The sequence below is a fragment of the Paraburkholderia sp. Ac-20340 genome (assembly GCF_017104965.1).
GTDB lineage: Bacteria > Pseudomonadota > Gammaproteobacteria > Burkholderiales > Burkholderiaceae > Paraburkholderia.
Window position 1 is genome coordinate 208,168 of the sequence record NZ_JAAGPR010000006.1, and the last position, 15,634, is coordinate 223,801.

The window sequence follows — 15,634 nt, forward strand, 5'->3', positions numbered from 1 at the left end:
GAACGCATCGTCGCATCATCGACGCTTAGCAGTCATTGCCATAAAATAGCGATTTGCTTCGCAAAATTAACAATCATGAGCCGTATCGAACTGCGCCACCTGCGAGCGTTCCTGAGCGTGGCGCGCCATCTGCATTTCGCACGCGCCGCCGAGGAGCTGGACATGGCGCCGCCCGCGCTCACGCGCCATATCCAGGAGGCCGAGCGGCATCTGGGCACGCGCCTGTTTCACCGCTCGCGCACGGCGGTCACGCTGACGGCGGCGGGCGAAGCCTATCTGCCCGAAGCGGCGGCAGCGCTGGAGCATCTGCAGCGCGGCGAGGAAATGGCGGCGCTGGCCGCGCGCGGCGAGGCGGGGCGCATCGTGGCGGGTTATGTGTCGTCGGCGGTGTATTCGGGCGCGTTGCAGCGCTCGATCGGCGAATTCCGCGCCGCCTGGCCGCGCGTGGAAGTGAGCGTGACCGAAATCGCCATGGACGATGTGGGCCGCCGTCTGGAAACCGGCTTGCTCGACATCGCCTATGTGCGCCCGCCGCTCGCGCTGCCGGATTCCCTGCGCATGTTCACGCTGCAGCGCGATGCCTTCGTGGCGGCGGTGCCAGCCGGATCGAGCTACGCCGAATGCGAGACGCTGCGCGCCGCCGATCTCGCCGAAGCCAGTTTTGCCGTGCCGGAACAGGAATTCGGCACGATGGAACTGGCGCGGCGCGGGCGCTTCGTGCCGCGCATTGCGGCGCGCCCGGGCGGCTTGCTGGCGGTGCTCGCGTGCGTGTCGGTGAACGGCTGGGTGGGCGTGATTCCAGACGCGCTGGCCGGTTGCGTGACCTTGCCGGGCATCGTGTACCGGCCGATCGCCGGCAAGCCGATCACTTCCGAACTCGCGCTCGTGTACCGCAAGCATGAACGCGCGCCTGCGGTGCGGGCGTTTCTGCGGCTCGTGGCGCGCTCGGGGACGATAAAGGGCGCCGGATCATGACGGGCGGCGCCGGTGGATCGCGGCTCGCTCAGGACGCTTTCACCATTGCCACGACCGAAACGTCGTAAGGCATCGAAGTGGGCGCGCGAAAGCGCCAGTGCTGGCCCGGCGCAAGGCCGGAACCGCTCGCCGATGTCGTGCCCAGAATCTCGCCTTGCGCGTTGAGCAGATTGATCGTGATGGTGGCGTGATCGATGCGCGCGCCGGACGTGTTGGTGGCGATGCCGCTGATATAGCCCGTGATGCCGCCGGGGTCGACGACGCCGCGCAGCTCGCTCAATTCCAGTGAACCTTGCGCATGCGCGGCAAGCGAGGCGATCGCGAGTGCCGCTGCGATGAGCGTTTTCTTCATGACGATTTCTCCCATCTGGTTGAAAGGCCGCTCAATTGAAGCGCACAGCGCGCCGCCGAAATATGAGGAAATTCCGATAAATCGCCTGGCCTGACGGCCATTGCGCGCTGCGCTTAGCCCGAGTCAGACCGCACGATCGCGCCCTTTATCTCTCCCGATGCCGCGAGCAGGACCGCCCACCGCTTCCGGGTGGGTGCAATGCGCGCGCCGCACCTTATGGTTGTCGGCATGGCGGCATCGATCGCAATGATCTGGAGGAAGACATGAAGGTGTTGGTAGCAATCAAGCGCGTGGTGGACGCCAACGTGAAAGTGCGCGTCAAGGCCGACGGCTCGGGCGTCGATCTCGCGAACGTCAAGATGAGCCTCAATCCGTTCGACGAAATCGCCGTGGAAGAAGCGATGAGGTTGAAGGAGCAGGGCGTGGTCAGCGAAGTGGTCGCCGTGTCGTGCGGCCCGGCGGCCTGCCAGGAAACGCTGCGCACGGCGATGGCGATCGGCGCGGACCGCGGCGTGCTGATCGAAACGGAAACGGCGCTCGAACCGCTGGCCGTTGCGAAGCTGCTCAAGGCGCTGATGGACAAGGAAGCGCCGCAACTGGTGCTGCTCGGCAAACAGGCCATCGACGATGACTGCAACCAGACCGGGCAAATGCTGGCGGCGCTGGCTGGACGCCCGCAGGCCACGTTTGCAAGCAAGCTCGACATCGTCGATGGCAAGGCGCGCGTCACGCGCGAGATCGACGGCGGGCTGGAAACGGTGCAGATCGCGCTGCCGGCGATCGTCACCACCGATCTGCGGCTGAACGAGCCGCGCTACGCGACGCTGCCCAACATCATGAAGGCGAAGAAAAAGCCGCTCGACACGACCACGCCCGCGCAGCTTGGCGTGGACGTGACGCCGCGTCTGGCCACGCTGAACACCGCCGAACCCGCAGCACGCGCGGCAGGCATCAAGGTGCCCGATGTCGCCACGCTGGTGGCGAAGCTGAAAAACGAAGCGAAAGTGATCTGAGGACAGGCAAATGACTGCGGGTAAAACAGTGCTGGTCGTGGCGGAACACGATCACGTTTCGATTAAATCGGCGACGCTCAATGTGGTCACGGCCGCGGTGCAATGCGGCGCCGAAGTGCATGTGCTGGTGGCCGGTCATCACGCTGCGGGCGCGGCGCAAGCGGCGGCGCGCATCGCGGGCGTCGCGAAGGTGCTGCACGCCGATGGCGCGGCGCTGGCGGATTCGCTGGCAGAAAATCTCGCCGCACAGGTGCTGGCCAGCGCGCCTGACTACGGCCACATCCTTTTTGCAGCGACGAGCACCGGCAAGAACGTCGCGCCGCGCGTGGCCGCGCAACTCGATGTCGCGCAGATCTCCGAAATCACGCGCGTGGTGAGCGCGGATACATTCGAGCGCCCGATCTACGCGGGCAACGCCATTCAAACGGTGCAAAGCGCGCAAGCGGTGCAAGTCATCACGGTTCGCATGACGGGCTTCGATGCCGCTTCGGCGCAAGGCGGTGCGGCTGCGATCGAAAGCATCGCGCCGGTCGCGGATAACGGCTTGAGCGCCTTCGTCGAGCGGGTCGTGACGAAGAACGAGCGCCCCGAACTGGCCGATGCGCGCATTGTCGTCAGCGGCGGGCGGGCACTGGGCAGCAGCGATAAATTCAACGCCGTGCTAACGCCTTTGGCCGATAAACTCGGCGCTGCGCTGGGTGCGAGCCGCGCCGCCGTCGACGCCGGGTTTGCGCCCAACGACTGGCAAGTGGGGCAGACCGGCAAGATCGTCGCGCCGCAGGTGTATTTCGCGTGCGGCATTTCCGGCGCGATCCAGCACCTTGCCGGCATGAAGGATTCGAAGGTGATCGTCGCAATCAATAAGGATGCCGAAGCACCTATTTTCGGTGTGGCCGATTTCGGTCTCGAGGCCGATCTTTTCGAAGCGGTGCCTGAACTCGTCGCAGCGCTGTAAACGTGGTGTTTTAACGCAGGTTTCATCGGAAACGATGTTTGACAGAGACTGCCCGCAGTCTCTGTCTTTTTGCGTTTTTGCTTTTTGAGATCGTGTTAGGCGACCGGTGTCCGGCGACAAAATGTCCTGTGACCAGGGTACGCCACCAGAGTCACTGCGCGCAGCGAAGTGTAGTATCCAGAAGATCGATGTTTACGCCGTCGCACTTCATGAAGCACGATTCCACTCTGTCCGACCATGGCGCAAGCGCGTGCGATCACGCAGGCGCGGCCACGCTCAAACCGCTCGTCAGCAGCAAGCTGGCGGTGCCGCGCAGCAACAAGCGCACGCTCGCGCGCGACGCGCTGATCGCGCGCCTGCTTGCGGAGCGCAAGCGCCGTTGTTTCGTTCTGCAAAGTCCTGCGGGCTACGGCAAAACCACTTCTTTGTCGGCCTGGTGCCGGGCGCTCGCGCCGCTCGGCTACGACGTCGCCTGGCTCTCGCTCGACGAAGACGACAACGATCCCGGCGTCTGGCTCGACTATCTGCTATCGAGCGTGGCGCGCGTCGATCCGGCGATCTCGCGCGAAGCCATGCTGCTCGAAGATTTCGGCATGGATCAGGACGGCGTCGAGCGCACGGTGATCGCGCTCGTGCGCGGTATCGTGAGCCATCGGCGCGAACTGGTCATCGCACTCGACGATCTGCATCACGTCACCGAGCCGCGCATTCTCGAAGCGCTGCAATGGCTGCTCGATTACGCGCCGCCAAATCTGCATCTGGCGTTCGCGTCGCGCGGCCCGATTCCGCTTTCGATGGATCGCCTGCGCGCCCAGGACATGACGCTCGAACTCAATATGAGCGACCTGAAACTCTCCGCCGACGAAGCGGAAGGTTTCCTGAAAGCGCAACTGGGCGATGTCGATGTCGCGAGCGCGCGGCGTCTCAATGAATTGACCGATGGCTGGGTGTCGGGTCTGCAACTTTTTTCGCTGAGCCTGAAAAAGAAGCGCCGCGCGGCTACGGCGGGCGCCGTCGATATGGCGATTCAGGAACAGGTGCGCGACGCGCGCACGTTCGCGCTGTTCTTCGAACGCGAGGTGTTGTCGAAGCTCGCGCCCGCCGAACTGAATCTGCTCACGCGCGCGGCGGCGTGCGATCGTTTTTGTGCATCGCTGTGTACCGCGCTGCTCGCGCGCGACGTGCCCGATGCGCCCGGCACACTGGCGCTGCTGGAGCGCCTCGAAAACGACAATCTCTTTATCACGCCGCTCAATCAGACCGGGCAGGAGACCTGGTATCGGCTGCATCCGCTGTTGCAGCAGACCTTGCTCGAACGGTTCGAAAGCTGGAGCGATGGCGCGCAGCGCGAGGTGCATGCGTGTGCGCGGCAATGGTTTCTGGAGCACGGTCATCTGGGCGAGGCGGTGCATCACACGCTCAAGGCCGGCGAGGCCGCGCGTGCAGCGGCGCTGATCGAGCAGTTCGCGCAGTCGCTGTTCGTGAACGGGCAGATGCGCACGCTGGCCGCGCTGGTGCGGCAGTTGCCGCTTGCGCAGGTGCAGTCGAGCCTGACGCTGCGCATCTGGATGGCGCGCCAGCAACTGTTCCATTTCGAATGGGACGCCTGCACCGCGAGTCTGAACGCGCTCGACGCCGATCTGCCCGCCAACGCCGCCGCCGATCGTTTCACCGTGCTGGTGCTGCGCGCCGCGCTCGCGATCCAGCGCGACAACGCCGCCGCGGCAATCGCGCTGCTGCCGAAGCTGCTCGACCCGCCGCCCGCCGCGGATCGCGTCTCGATTGCGGGACGCAACAACATCGTCTCGTGGATCCACATGCAGCGCGGCGAATATGAGCAGGCCCGCGATATTCAGTTGCCGACCGCCGCAGATACCGGCAACGCCGGCGCGCCCTTGCTCGGCACGGGCGCGGGCGCCTTGATGGGGCGCTGTTTCGTCGGCCTGAGCTATGCGATGGAAGGCCAGATGAATCAGGCCGAACGCATCTACCGCGCCGTGCTGCGCGAAGCCGAACGCCACGGCCGCGCGTGCAATCAGCCCGCCTGCGTGGCGGCGGCGTTGCTCAGCGAAGTGCTCTACGAGCAGAACCAGAACGAGGAAGCGCGCGAATTGCTGGAGCGGCGCGTCGACGTGCTGGAGCGCGTGGCAGTATCGGATGTCGTGCTGCGCGGGCTGTTGGTGCTCTCGGGCGCGCGCTGGGCGGCGGGACATCGGCTCGATGCGTTTGCGTGGCTCGAACGGCTCGAGGAAATCGGCGTGGCGACGGGTTTGCCGCGCGTGCTGGGCGTGAGCCTGGCCACGCAGGTGTTCCGCCGTCTCGCGCTGGGCGAGATCAATACGGCGCAGGCCTGCCTGCAACGCCTGCAGGCACTCGACGACGGCGCTGCGCAAGACGATGCAGCGGCCACGTTCAATGGATTGCGTTTCGCGCAGCGCACGGCAACCGTGCGCTTTCTGATCGCTACCGGCGATCTCGAACCGGCCGCCTTGCAACTCGATGCGTTGATTGCCTGGTGCGAAGCGCGCGGCCGTCTCGGTCTGGTTGCGACGCTGCGTTTGCAGCGCGCCGTGGTCGACCGGCGACTTGGCCGTGCCGCGCCGGCGCGGGCCAACGTGCTGGAAGCGCTGCGCCTTGGGCATCGGCTGGGGCTGTTGCGCAGCCTGCTGGACGCCGATGCATCGGCGCTCGATCTGATCGGCGAAGTGGCGCGGGAAGCGCCGCTCGATCCGGTGCTGGCGTTTTACGTCGAGCGGCTTCAGTCCGCACGTCCGCCGCGCGCGGAAGCCGCCGAAGCAGGCGGCAATGGCGCGGCAAGCGCGCGCCGTCGCGCGGCGCCCATCGGCATGAAAGCTTTGAGCGAGCGCGAAATAGACGTGGTGAAACTGCTGGCCGAAGCGCTCAGCACGAAGAAAATCGCGCGCACGCTGGGCCTGTCGCCCGAAACCGTGAAGTGGCATCTGACCAATATCTACGGCAAGCTCGGCGTGAGCGGGCGCGACGAGGCCGTCGAACGCATGCGCGACCTCGAATGGGCCCCGCACGAAGGCGAGGCACCTGCCGTCTAAGGCTCTTCAAAGGCGCTTGCTCAGGCGCGCGGCTGCCGCTCCCAGTCGTACAACGGCGGGCGGCCTTCAAGAAAGGCTTCGATTGCCTGGGCGTGGAACGGCACGCTCGACGCCACCGCTTGCGCCGCGCATTCCAGTTCCGCGAGCGAAGCATACGGTGTTTCAAAGCTCTGGTTGAGCAGGCGCTTGCCGAGCCCCAACGCTTCGCGCGGCGCCGCGACAAAGCGCTGGGCGAAAGCGCGTGCATCGTCGGCGAGCGTTTCGGGCGCGTGGATCGCGTGCACGATGCCAAGCTGCTGCGCCTCTTCCGCGCCCAGTTTGCGCGCCGTCAGCACGAGTTCTTTCGCCGCCGACATGCCGATCACGCGCGGCAGCAGCCAGGCCGCGCCCAGATCGGGCACGAGGCCGACTTTCGCGAACGACATGCAGAAGAACGCGCGCGACGAAGCCAGCACGAAATCGGCGGCCAGCGCGAGCGAAAAGCCGGCGCCCACCGCCGCGCCGTCCACCGCCGCAATCACGGGCAGTTCGAGATTGCGCAAGCGCTGCATCCAGCCGTGCGCCTGCAGCACGCGACGCCGGATCGCCTCGGGCGCGCCCGTTTCCGGCCGCTCGCGCGCGCCGGTCATCGACTTCAGATCGCCGCCCGCGCAGAAGCTGCCGCCCGAGCCTGTCACGATCAGCACGCGGATGCTGCGATCGCGCTCCACGGTGTCGAGGAGATCGGCGTAATCGTCGCGCAGTTCCATCGAAAGCGCGTTGCGGGCTTCGGGCCGCTGATGGGTGAATTCGGCGATGCCGTCCTCGATGTTGAGCGTGGCGTGGCGCAAGTTGCGCAGGGATGCGGGCATGGTGGTCGTCTCCGTGAAGGGTGTGAATGACACCTCCAAGAATCTGACAGGCGTGGCCCCGCTAACCCCCCCATGCGCGGTGGCTTCCTGCATCTGCCGCACTGGTCTACTGGTCCCCATCGCGCCGCCGTCTGCCGCGCTTTTCCCGGACCCGTCATGGCTCACGCTTATATCGTTTCCCCGCTCCGCACGCCGGTCGGCAAGTTTGGCGGCTCGCTCACGCCGCTTTCGGCCGCCGATCTCGCCGCGCACGTCCTGCGTGCGGTCTTGCAGCGTTCGGGCGCGCCGGCCGAATCCGTCGATGAGGTGATCGTCGCGCAGTCGTACCAGTCGAGCGAGGCGCCTTGCATCGGCCGTTATGCGGCGTCGCTGGCGGGGCTGCCGGAACATGTTTCGGGCTACGCGGTGGATCGCCGCTGCGGTTCGGGCCTGCAGGCCGTGATCGATGCGGCCATGCAGATCCAGACGGGCGCGGCCGATTGCGTGCTGGTCGCGGGCGTCGAAAGCATGAGCAATATCGAGTACTACAGCACGCGCATGCGTTGGGGCGCGCGGCTGGGCGACGTGGCGCTGCACGACCGTCTCGACCGTGGCCGCGTGAATTCGCAGCCGGTCAGCCGGTACGGCGTGATGGCGGGCGGCGCGGCGGAAACTGCCGAAAACCTCGCGCGCGACTACGGCATCACGCGTGCGCAAAGCGATCTCTACGCGGCGCGCAGCCATCAACGCGCGGCCGATGCCTGGAAAAGTGGCCGTTTCGAAGCCGAAGTCGTGCCGGTGCCCGTGCCGCAACGCAAGGGCGAAACGGTGCTGTTCGCCCGCGACGAAGGCATTCGCGAAGACGCGAGTCTCGACGTCATGGCGAAGCTGCCCGCGCTGCTGCGCGACGGCACGGTCACGGCGGGCAACGCCTGCCAGCAGAACGACGCGGCGTCCGCTTGCCTGGTGGTTTCCGAGGCCTGGCTTGCAAAGCACGGCGCACAGCCGATGGGGCGTTTCGTCGGCTGGGCGGCTTCGGGCTGCGATCCGCTGCGGATGGGGATCGGCCCGGTGCCGGCGGTGGCGCGTCTGTTGCCACGCATCGGCCTGACACTCGCCGAGATGGATCTCGTCGAAATCAACGAAGCGTTCGCGGTTCAGGTGCTCGCTTGTCTACGCGAATGGCGCATGGAAGGCGACGAACGCGTGAACGTCAACGGCTCGGGAATCTCGCTGGGCCATCCCATTGGCGCCACGGGCGTGCGCATCATGACGACGATGCTGCACGAAATGGCGCGTCGCGGTGCGCGTTATGGGCTCGAAACGATGTGTATCGGCGGCGGGCAGGGGCTGGCGGCTGTGTTCGAGCGCGTTTGATTGATAAATTCCGTCAGCATGTTCAATCAGGATTGCATATGAATTCAAAGAGTCACGGCGACATGCCCTGCGCCAGTAACGATCCGTGGCGCGTGAGCGAAGGCCGCGTCGTTTTGCAGGCTTATCGCCATGAAGGCCGCGACGAGCTGTTTTTCCCGCCCTTGCCGCAGACTTCTCCGCAACGCACGCGCACGGAAACGGTCGACCTGCATGGCATGCCGACGCTCTACAGCTACACCGTCATGCATCCGAGTCCTAAAACCGGCAAGCCGCCCGTGGCGCTCGGTTACGCCGATTACCCGGAAGGCGTGCGCATTTTCGGGCGATTGCTGTATCCGCAAGGCCAGCGCCCGGCGATCGGCGACGCGCTCGCCCCCTGCCTGATCGATACCGAAGAAGGCACCGTCTACGCTTTCGCGCTGCAAAACAAGGAACCACGTTGATGAAGACGCCCATCTATATTGCAGGCGTCGCAATGACGCCGTTCGGCCGCTACGAAGGCTCGATGCAGGATCTCGCGCAGCGCGCGGTGCAAGGCGCGCTCGCCGATGCCGGCATCGAAGCGCAAGCGGTGCAGGCTTTTTACGCGGCCAACGTGTTCGGCGGCATGGTGCTCGGTCAGGTGCTGCTGCGCGACATCGGCGTGACCGGGCCGGCGATCTACAACGTCGAAAACGCCTGCGCGAGCGGCGCAACCGGTGTGCATCTGGCCTGCCATGCGCTGGCGGCAGGCGTCTACGATACGGTAGTCGTGCTCGGCGCGGAACAACTCACGACGATGGGCGGCGGCGCGCTGCCGCTGCAACGCAACGACTACATGACGCAGATGTACGCGCGCGCGGGCCTCACGCTGCCTTCGGTCTATGCGATGCGTGCCACGCGCTATCTGCACGAATTCGGCGTCGATCCCGAGGCGCTGGCCGAAGTCGCGGTGAAGAACCGTCGCCACGGTGCGCTCAATCCGTATGCGCAGACACGCAGCGAAGTCACCGTCGACGATGTGATGAACTCGCGCATGGTGTTCGATCCGCTCACGCTGCTGCAGTGCTGTCCTTCGGCTGTGGATGGTGCGGCCGCGCTCGTGCTCACTACGCGGCGTCCGCAGCAGCGCGCGAAGCCGGTGCGCGTGCTGGCTTCCGTCGTGCAGTCGGGCAGGCAGGAAGTGGGCACCGAAGACATTCTCGCCGCCGAAATCACCGCGCGCGCCGCGGATCTGGCCTATCGCCAGGCCGACGTCAAGCCCGCCGATCTCGACATGGTCGAACTGCACGACGCTTTCACGATCGCCGAACTCATCTACTACAACGCGCTAGGCCTGTGCGAGCGCGGCGAGGCGCATGTGCTGCTGCGCTCGGGCGCGACCGCGCTGGGCGGACGCGTGCCCGTGAATCCAAGCGGCGGCCTGCTGGCGAAGGGCCATCCGCTGGGCGCGACCGGCGTGGCGCAAATGGTCGAGGCGGTGTGGCAACTCGAAGGGCGTGCGGGCGACCGGCAGATTCCGCATGCTTCGCTCGCGCTCACGCAATGCACGGGCGGCGGCATCGCGGGTGTCGATCACGCGGCTTCCGCCGTGCACATTCTCGGCCACTGAAAGTAAGGATTCCTCTCTCATGAATGTCATGAACGAACAGATTGCCATTGTGACCGGCGGCGCGCAGGGAATCGGTCTGGGTATCACGAAGGCCTTGCTCGATGCGGGGCATAAGGTTGCGGTATTCGATCTCAACGATGCCGCGCTCGACACGCTGGCGACTCATCCGGGTGCCAATAAAGACCGTCTGATGGCGCTGCGCGTTGACGTGACGTCGAGCGAACAGGTGAACGATGCCGTCGCGCAGATCGCCGCGCGCTGGAAAACGCCGGACATTCTCATCAACAACGCGGGCGTCACGCGCGACAAGCGCTTCACGAAGATGACCGAGGAAGATTGGGACTTCGTGATCCAGGTGAATCTCAAGTCGCAATTCCTCTGCGCGAAGGCCGTGGTGCCGGGCATGGTGGAGCAGGGCTATGGGCGCATCGTCAATATTTCGTCGCGTGCGTGGCTGGGCGGCTTCGGGCAATCGAATTACTCGGCGGCGAAGGGCGGCGTGGTGAGCCTCACGCGTTCGCTGGCGATCGAACTGGCGAAGCACGGCGTCACCGCCAATGCGATTGCGCCGGGCATCGTCGAAACGCCGCTGATGGCGACCTATACCGACGAACAGCGCGACCGCCTCAAAGCCACCGTGCCGGTCGGCCGTATTGGTCAGCCCGCCGATATCGCGCACGCGGTACTGATGTTCACGGATCGCGCGGCCTCGTACATCACCGGGCAGACGCTCTATGTGTGCGGCGGCCGTTCGCTGTCGAGCCCGAGCGTTTAAGGAATCTGCCATGACGATTCACTACCGGCTCGAAGGCCACGTCGCGGTGCTCACGCTCGACGCACCGGAATCCATGAACGCGCTGACCGTCGACGAACTGCTGGCGCTGCGCGAACGCCTCGCCGCCTGCCAGGACGACGATGCGGTGCGCGCCATCGTCATCACCGGCGCGGGCGAGCGTGCGTTCTGCACGGGCGCCAATCTCAAGGCAACGCTGCCGCCGGAGCACGGTTTCGCGGCGGGCGCATTCAAGGGACGTCGCGCCGAAGCGGCGCAAGGCGGCTACACGCGCCTGCTCGATTTCAGCGACCTCGAAATCTGGAAGCCGATGATCGCTGCGGTGAACGGCTATTGCCTGGGCGGCGGTCTGGAACTCGCGCTGCAATGCGATCTTCGCATCGCCGTCGAGCATGCGAGCTTCGGCCTGCCTGAAGTGCGCGTGGCGAGTGTGCCCGCATGCGGCGGCGTGCAATATCTGTTACGCGCGATTCCTGCGGCGCATGCCATGAAACTCGCGCTGACGGGCGACCGTATCGATGCCGCCGAAGCGCTGCGTATCGGCCTGGTGAGCGATGTGGTGTCGACATCAGGGTTGATGGATTTTGCGTTGCAGCTTGCTGGCCGTATCGCCGCAAATGGACCGCTCGCGGTGCAGGCGGTCAAGCAACTCGCGGTGCAGAGCGCGCATCTGGCGCCACGCGATTTCGTGGCCGAGGCCAATCGCCAATGGGGTCTGCTGCGCGATAGCGCCGATCGCATCGAAGGCCGCAAGGCGTTCGCGGAAAAGCGCACGCCTGCCTATCGCGGCGCCTGATCGAAACCGGTTAAACAGGAATCCAAAGCAATGAACTTTTCGCTTACCGAAGATCAGGCCTTGATGGTGGACGCCGCGAAGCGGATGGTCCAGACGAAGATCGATCCCGTCCTGCGCGCGCATCCCGCCGATCAACCGTTGCCGAAAGCGGCCATGCTGGAGATCTTCAGCGCACTCGCGGAGCTTGGCATTACCGCGCCGCGTGTGCCTGCGGAAGCCGGCGGCGGTGGCCTCAAGATGCTCGATTACGGCATGATTCTCGAGCAATTGCCGCCCGTGATCGCGCTTTCGCTGGCGTCGCACGAAGGCACGATTTTGCGCATCCATCTGGGTTGTCCGGACGCCATCCGCGCACGCTATCTGCCCGACCTGATCGCCGGGCGCAAGATCGCCTGCACGGCCAACACCGAAGCCAATGCCGGTTCCGATTCCGGCGCGATCCGCACGCGCCTCGAAATCGACGGCGATCACGCCTATCTCACGGGCCGCAAGATGTGGATCACCAACGCGTCGATCTGCGATGTGGTCAACGTTTCCTGCAGCAGTGGAGTCGATGAAAAAGGCCGTCCGGTCACGCGCCGCGCGCTGGTGGATCGCAGCGAAATCGACTTCGAGATTCGCGAAACCGCGATCACCGGCCTGCGCCAGGGGCACCTGAGCGAACTCGTGTTCGAGCGTACGCGCGTGCCGTCGAGCCACATCATGGGCGAAGCCGGCGACGCGGCCAAAACGCTCACCATGGCGTGGAACGGCAATCGTCCGCTGCTCGGCCTGATGTGCGTGCATCTCGCGCAGAAGGCGTTCGAGATGGCGCGCGATTATGCGCTGCAGCGCCAGCAGTTCGGCAAGCCGCTCGCCAGCCATCAACTCGTGCAGCGCGATCTCGCCGATATCGAAACGGCGATCGTTTCATCGCGCCTGCTGTGCTATTACGCGCTCGATTGCATCGACCGCGGCCTGCGGGCGAACGGCACCTCGGCGATGGCCAAGCGCTACGCCACGCAGGCGTGCGAGCGCGCCATTCATCTGGCGATGCAGGTGCATGGCGCGATGGGTATCAGCGAAGAACTCGGTCTCGAACAGATGTGGCGCGACGCCCGCGTGTTTCAGGTGCCGGACGGCATGAACGGCATTCTGGCCTTGATTCAAGGGCGCGAAATCACCGGCACGGCCGCATTCCGCTAAGCACGCGCATGCACGCAGAAAACGATCGATAAAGGAGATAGACACCATGAACGAACGGACGATGGACGGCAAGGTTGTGATCGTGACGGGCGCGGGACGCGGCATCGGCCGCGAGATCGCGCTGATGATGGCGAAGCACGGCGCGAAAGTGGTCGTCAACGACGTGGGCGTGAGCGTGAACGGCGCGGCCAGCGAAGAAGATCCCGGCCAGGAAGTGGTCAATCTGATTCGCGAGGCGGGCGGCGAAGCGACCGTGAACCGCGAGAGCGTGGCCGACGCCGCGAGCGCGAACCGCATCGTCGAAACGGCCATGGATACGTTCGGCCGCGTCGACAGCGTGGTCAACAACGCGGGCATTCTGCGCGACCGCATCTTCCATCAGATGACGCCCGAAGAATTCGACGCCGTGTTGCGCGTGCATCTTTATGGCAGCTTCAACGTGAGCCGCGCGGCGGCCCCGCATTTCAAGGCGCAGCAGAGCGGCAGCTTTGTGCATATGACGTCGACTTCCGGTTTGATCGGCAACGTCGGGCAGGCGAATTATGCGGCGGCGAAGCTGGGCATCGTGGGCTTGTCGAAATCGCTCGCGCTCGATATGGCGCGCTCGAACGTGCGCTCGAATTGCATTTCGCCGTTTGCGTACAGCCGCATGGTCGGCTCGATTCCAGAAACGCCGGATCAGGCCGAGCGCCTCGCCAAGGTGCGCTCGATGTCGCCCGCCGATATCGCGCCGCTCGCCGTGTTCCTCGCGAGCGATGCCGCCGCGGCCGTGAACGGCCAGGTCTTTACCGTGCGCCGCAACGAGATTTTCCTGATGAGCCAGCCGCGCCCGATCCGCTCGATGCAGCGCTCCGAAGGCTGGACGCCGCAGGCGCTGGCCTCGCACCTCGCGCCCGCGATGGCGGCGTCGTTTGTGCCCGTGGAAGTCTCGGCGGAAGTGTTCAACTGGGACCCGGTTTAAGCGCGGTGCCGGGGCGTCGTGCCTCAACTCAACGTGCGAGCAAGGCGGGTGATCCGCCGAAGTGAAGGGTTCAAATGGAAACGAGTTTCGACTATATCGTCGTGGGCGCGGGATCTTCGGGATGCGCCGTGGCCGGGCGGCTGGCGCAGGCAGGCGGCGTTAGCGTCGCGCTGCTCGAAGCCGGGCCGAGCGATCACAGCGCCGCCGTCACGACGCCGCTGGGCCTCGTGCTGACCACCGGAAAACCGGGGCCGCGCAATTTCGGCTTTCGTACGCAGCGCCAGCCGCTGCTCGCCAACCGGCGCGGCCGGCAGCCGCGCGGGCGAGGTCTGGGCGGCAGTTCGTCGATCAACGGCATGGTGTACATGCGTGGCGTGCCGCGTGACTACGACCGCTGGGCCGAAGCCGGTTGCGAAGGCTGGTCGTGGCAGGACGTGCTGCCGTACTTCAAGCGCTCCGAATGCAACGAGCGCAACGGCGGCCGCGACGACGAACTGCATGGCGGCAGCGGCCCGCTCAACGTGGCCGATCCGCGTTCGCCCAGCCCGTTCTCGCGTTTTTTCGTCGAGGCGGCGCAGGCGGCGGGCTATCGCTATAACGCCGATTTCAACGGCCCGACCCAGGAAGGCGTGGGCTGCTTCCAGCTCACGCAACGTAACGGCGAGCGCTGGAACGCCGCGCGCGCCTATCTGCATGGCGGCGATGCGAACACGCTCAGCAGCCTGCCCAATCTGCACGTGCTGACCGGCGCGCAGGCCATGCGCATTCTCTTCGAAGGCACGCGTGCCGTGGGCGTGCAGGTGCAGCGTGGCGACGATGTGCAGACGCTCACCGCGCGCCGCGAGGTGATCGTGAGTAGCGGCGCATTTGGCTCGCCGCAATTGCTGATGGCATCGGGTATCGGTCCTGCGGAGCATCTTCGCGAACTGGGCGTGCCGGTGATCGCCGCGTCGCCCGAAGTGGGCGGCAATCTGCAGGAACACGTCGATGTGCTGCTTTATCAGCTGAAGGTCTCGGGCAGCGGGCTGCTCGGGCCGTCGATACGCGGCGCATGGCGCCTGTTCGACGAATGGCGCCGCTACAAGCGCGAGCGCACCGGCATGCTGACGGGCAACGTGGCCGAAGCGGGCGGCTTCTTCAAGAGCCAGCGCGATCTGGCAGATCCCGATCTGCAGGCGCATTTCATGACCGCCGCCGTGACGCATCCGATGCGCTGGGGGCAGGGCTACTCGCTGCATATGTGCGTGCTGCGCCCGCATAGCCGCGGGCAGTTGCGGCTGGCTTCGGCGGATACGCGCGTGGCGCCGCTCATCGACTTGAACATGCTGTCCGATCCGCGCGATATGGACACGCTTGTCAAAGGCGTGCACATCCTCAAGCGCATTCTCGACCAGCCTGCGCTCAAGCGCTTCGGCGGAACCTTCGGCGACCCGCATCTGCGTGCGGACGGCAGCGACGACGAGGCGATCCGCGCCATCATCGCGCAGCGCGCCGATACCGCGTTTCATCCGGTCGGCACCTGCCGCATGGGCGGCGACGCAAACTCGGTCGTCGATCCGCAATTGCGCGTGCGCGGCGTGCAGGGCTTGCGCGTGGTCGATGTATCGATCATGCCGACGCTGATCGGCGGCAATACCAACGCGCCCGCGATGATGATCGGCGAAAAGGCCGCCGATATGATTCTTGGCCGCGTGCCGGCGGTTGCCGAGGCGAGATCAACGATATCGGCCTGAAAGGC

Annotated in this window: 14 protein-coding genes; 12 read left to right on the plus strand and 2 right to left on the minus strand. The window is 65.6% G+C overall.

Features of this window, described 5'->3' with window-relative positions; translation table 11 throughout:
* Positions 1-75: 75 nt before the first annotated feature.
* The gene (locus G3N59_RS10055; RefSeq protein WP_205982434.1) at positions 76-975 is read left to right on the plus strand and encodes a LysR family transcriptional regulator; all 900 of its coding nucleotides are present in this window, start codon (positions 76-78) and stop codon (positions 973-975) included.
* A gap of 28 nt (positions 976-1,003) precedes the next feature.
* Here G3N59_RS10055 and G3N59_RS10060 read toward each other — a convergent pair whose 3' ends face one another.
* The gene (locus G3N59_RS10060) at positions 1,004-1,327 is read right to left on the minus strand and encodes an FxLYD domain-containing protein (protein WP_205982435.1); all 324 of its coding nucleotides are present in this window, start codon (positions 1,325-1,327) and stop codon (positions 1,004-1,006) included.
* A 263-nt stretch (positions 1,328-1,590) separates the two neighbouring features.
* Between G3N59_RS10060 and G3N59_RS10065 the strand changes: the two genes are divergently transcribed.
* The 3 genes from G3N59_RS10065 (at position 1,591) to G3N59_RS10075 (ending at position 6,363) form a co-directional block, all read left to right on the plus strand.
* Positions 1,591-2,340: an electron transfer flavoprotein subunit beta/FixA family protein gene (locus G3N59_RS10065; protein ID WP_205982436.1), complete on the plus strand. Its 750-nt coding sequence runs from the start codon at positions 1,591-1,593 to the stop codon at positions 2,338-2,340.
* 10 nt (positions 2,341-2,350) lie between these two features.
* Positions 2,351-3,295, plus strand: a complete 945-nt coding sequence (locus G3N59_RS10070) for an FAD-binding protein (RefSeq protein WP_205982437.1) — start codon at positions 2,351-2,353, stop codon at positions 3,293-3,295.
* 209 nt (positions 3,296-3,504) lie between these two features.
* Complete coding sequence (locus G3N59_RS10075) at positions 3,505-6,363, plus strand: LuxR C-terminal-related transcriptional regulator (protein WP_241023328.1); 2,859 nt, start codon at positions 3,505-3,507, stop codon at positions 6,361-6,363.
* Positions 6,364-6,383: 20 nt separating this feature from the next.
* Here G3N59_RS10075 and G3N59_RS10080 read toward each other — a convergent pair whose 3' ends face one another.
* Positions 6,384-7,214: an enoyl-CoA hydratase-related protein gene (locus G3N59_RS10080; RefSeq protein ID WP_205982438.1), complete on the minus strand. Its 831-nt coding sequence runs from the start codon at positions 7,212-7,214 to the stop codon at positions 6,384-6,386.
* A 156-nt stretch (positions 7,215-7,370) separates the two neighbouring features.
* Here G3N59_RS10080 and G3N59_RS10085 point away from each other — a divergent pair, with 156 nt between their 5' ends.
* The 8 genes from G3N59_RS10085 to G3N59_RS10120 all read left to right on the plus strand — a co-directional run bounded on the left by G3N59_RS10085 (position 7,371) and on the right by G3N59_RS10120 (position 15,629).
* On the plus strand, positions 7,371-8,570 hold the full coding sequence (locus G3N59_RS10085; protein WP_205982439.1) for an acetyl-CoA C-acetyltransferase: 1,200 nt from the start codon (positions 7,371-7,373) through the stop codon (positions 8,568-8,570).
* A 38-nt stretch (positions 8,571-8,608) separates the two neighbouring features.
* Complete coding sequence (locus G3N59_RS10090; RefSeq protein ID WP_241023329.1) at positions 8,609-9,013, plus strand: OB-fold domain-containing protein; 405 nt, start codon at positions 8,609-8,611, stop codon at positions 9,011-9,013.
* Positions 9,013-10,161 carry a thiolase family protein gene (locus G3N59_RS10095; protein ID WP_205982440.1) on the plus strand — a complete coding sequence of 383 codons (1,149 nt, stop codon included), beginning with the start codon at positions 9,013-9,015 and terminating at the stop codon, positions 10,159-10,161. Before G3N59_RS10090 ends, G3N59_RS10095 begins: the two co-directional genes overlap by 1 nt.
* A gap of 19 nt (positions 10,162-10,180) precedes the next feature.
* Positions 10,181-10,936, plus strand: coding sequence for an SDR family NAD(P)-dependent oxidoreductase (locus G3N59_RS10100; RefSeq protein ID WP_205982441.1), 756 nt, complete (start codon positions 10,181-10,183; stop codon positions 10,934-10,936).
* A 10-nt stretch (positions 10,937-10,946) separates the two neighbouring features.
* Positions 10,947-11,750: an enoyl-CoA hydratase-related protein gene (locus tag G3N59_RS10105; RefSeq protein WP_205982442.1), complete on the plus strand. Its 804-nt coding sequence runs from the start codon at positions 10,947-10,949 to the stop codon at positions 11,748-11,750.
* A gap of 30 nt (positions 11,751-11,780) precedes the next feature.
* Positions 11,781-12,935: an acyl-CoA dehydrogenase family protein gene (locus G3N59_RS10110; RefSeq protein ID WP_205982443.1), complete on the plus strand. Its 1,155-nt coding sequence runs from the start codon at positions 11,781-11,783 to the stop codon at positions 12,933-12,935.
* A gap of 46 nt (positions 12,936-12,981) precedes the next feature.
* Complete coding sequence (locus tag G3N59_RS10115; RefSeq protein WP_205982444.1) at positions 12,982-13,896, plus strand: SDR family oxidoreductase; 915 nt, start codon at positions 12,982-12,984, stop codon at positions 13,894-13,896.
* A 74-nt stretch (positions 13,897-13,970) separates the two neighbouring features.
* Entirely contained in the window at positions 13,971-15,629 is a 1,659-nt protein-coding gene (locus G3N59_RS10120) for a GMC family oxidoreductase N-terminal domain-containing protein (RefSeq protein WP_205982445.1), read from the plus strand.
* The last annotated feature ends 5 nt before the right edge of the window (positions 15,630-15,634 follow it).

Coding starts and splice junctions, on each gene's coding strand:
- G3N59_RS10120 (WP_205982445.1), top strand. CDS start 13,971: ATGGAAACGAGTTTCGACTATATCGTCGTGGGCGCGGGATCTTCGGGA.
- G3N59_RS10095 (WP_205982440.1), top strand. CDS start 9,013: ATGAAGACGCCCATCTATATTGCAGGCGTCGCAATGACGCCGTTCGGC.
- G3N59_RS10065 (WP_205982436.1), top strand. CDS start 1,591: ATGAAGGTGTTGGTAGCAATCAAGCGCGTGGTGGACGCCAACGTGAAA.
- G3N59_RS10115 (WP_205982444.1), top strand. CDS start 12,982: ATGAACGAACGGACGATGGACGGCAAGGTTGTGATCGTGACGGGCGCG.
- G3N59_RS10075 (WP_241023328.1), top strand. CDS start 3,505: ATGAAGCACGATTCCACTCTGTCCGACCATGGCGCAAGCGCGTGCGAT.
- G3N59_RS10055 (WP_205982434.1), top strand. CDS start 76: ATGAGCCGTATCGAACTGCGCCACCTGCGAGCGTTCCTGAGCGTGGCG.
- G3N59_RS10100 (WP_205982441.1), top strand. CDS start 10,181: ATGAATGTCATGAACGAACAGATTGCCATTGTGACCGGCGGCGCGCAG.
- G3N59_RS10085 (WP_205982439.1), top strand. CDS start 7,371: ATGGCTCACGCTTATATCGTTTCCCCGCTCCGCACGCCGGTCGGCAAG.
- G3N59_RS10070 (WP_205982437.1), top strand. CDS start 2,351: ATGACTGCGGGTAAAACAGTGCTGGTCGTGGCGGAACACGATCACGTT.
- G3N59_RS10060 (WP_205982435.1), bottom strand. CDS start 1,327: ATGAAGAAAACGCTCATCGCAGCGGCACTCGCGATCGCCTCGCTTGCC.
- G3N59_RS10110 (WP_205982443.1), top strand. CDS start 11,781: ATGAACTTTTCGCTTACCGAAGATCAGGCCTTGATGGTGGACGCCGCG.
- G3N59_RS10080 (WP_205982438.1), bottom strand. CDS start 7,214: ATGCCCGCATCCCTGCGCAACTTGCGCCACGCCACGCTCAACATCGAG.
- G3N59_RS10105 (WP_205982442.1), top strand. CDS start 10,947: ATGACGATTCACTACCGGCTCGAAGGCCACGTCGCGGTGCTCACGCTC.
- G3N59_RS10090 (WP_241023329.1), top strand. CDS start 8,609: ATGAATTCAAAGAGTCACGGCGACATGCCCTGCGCCAGTAACGATCCG.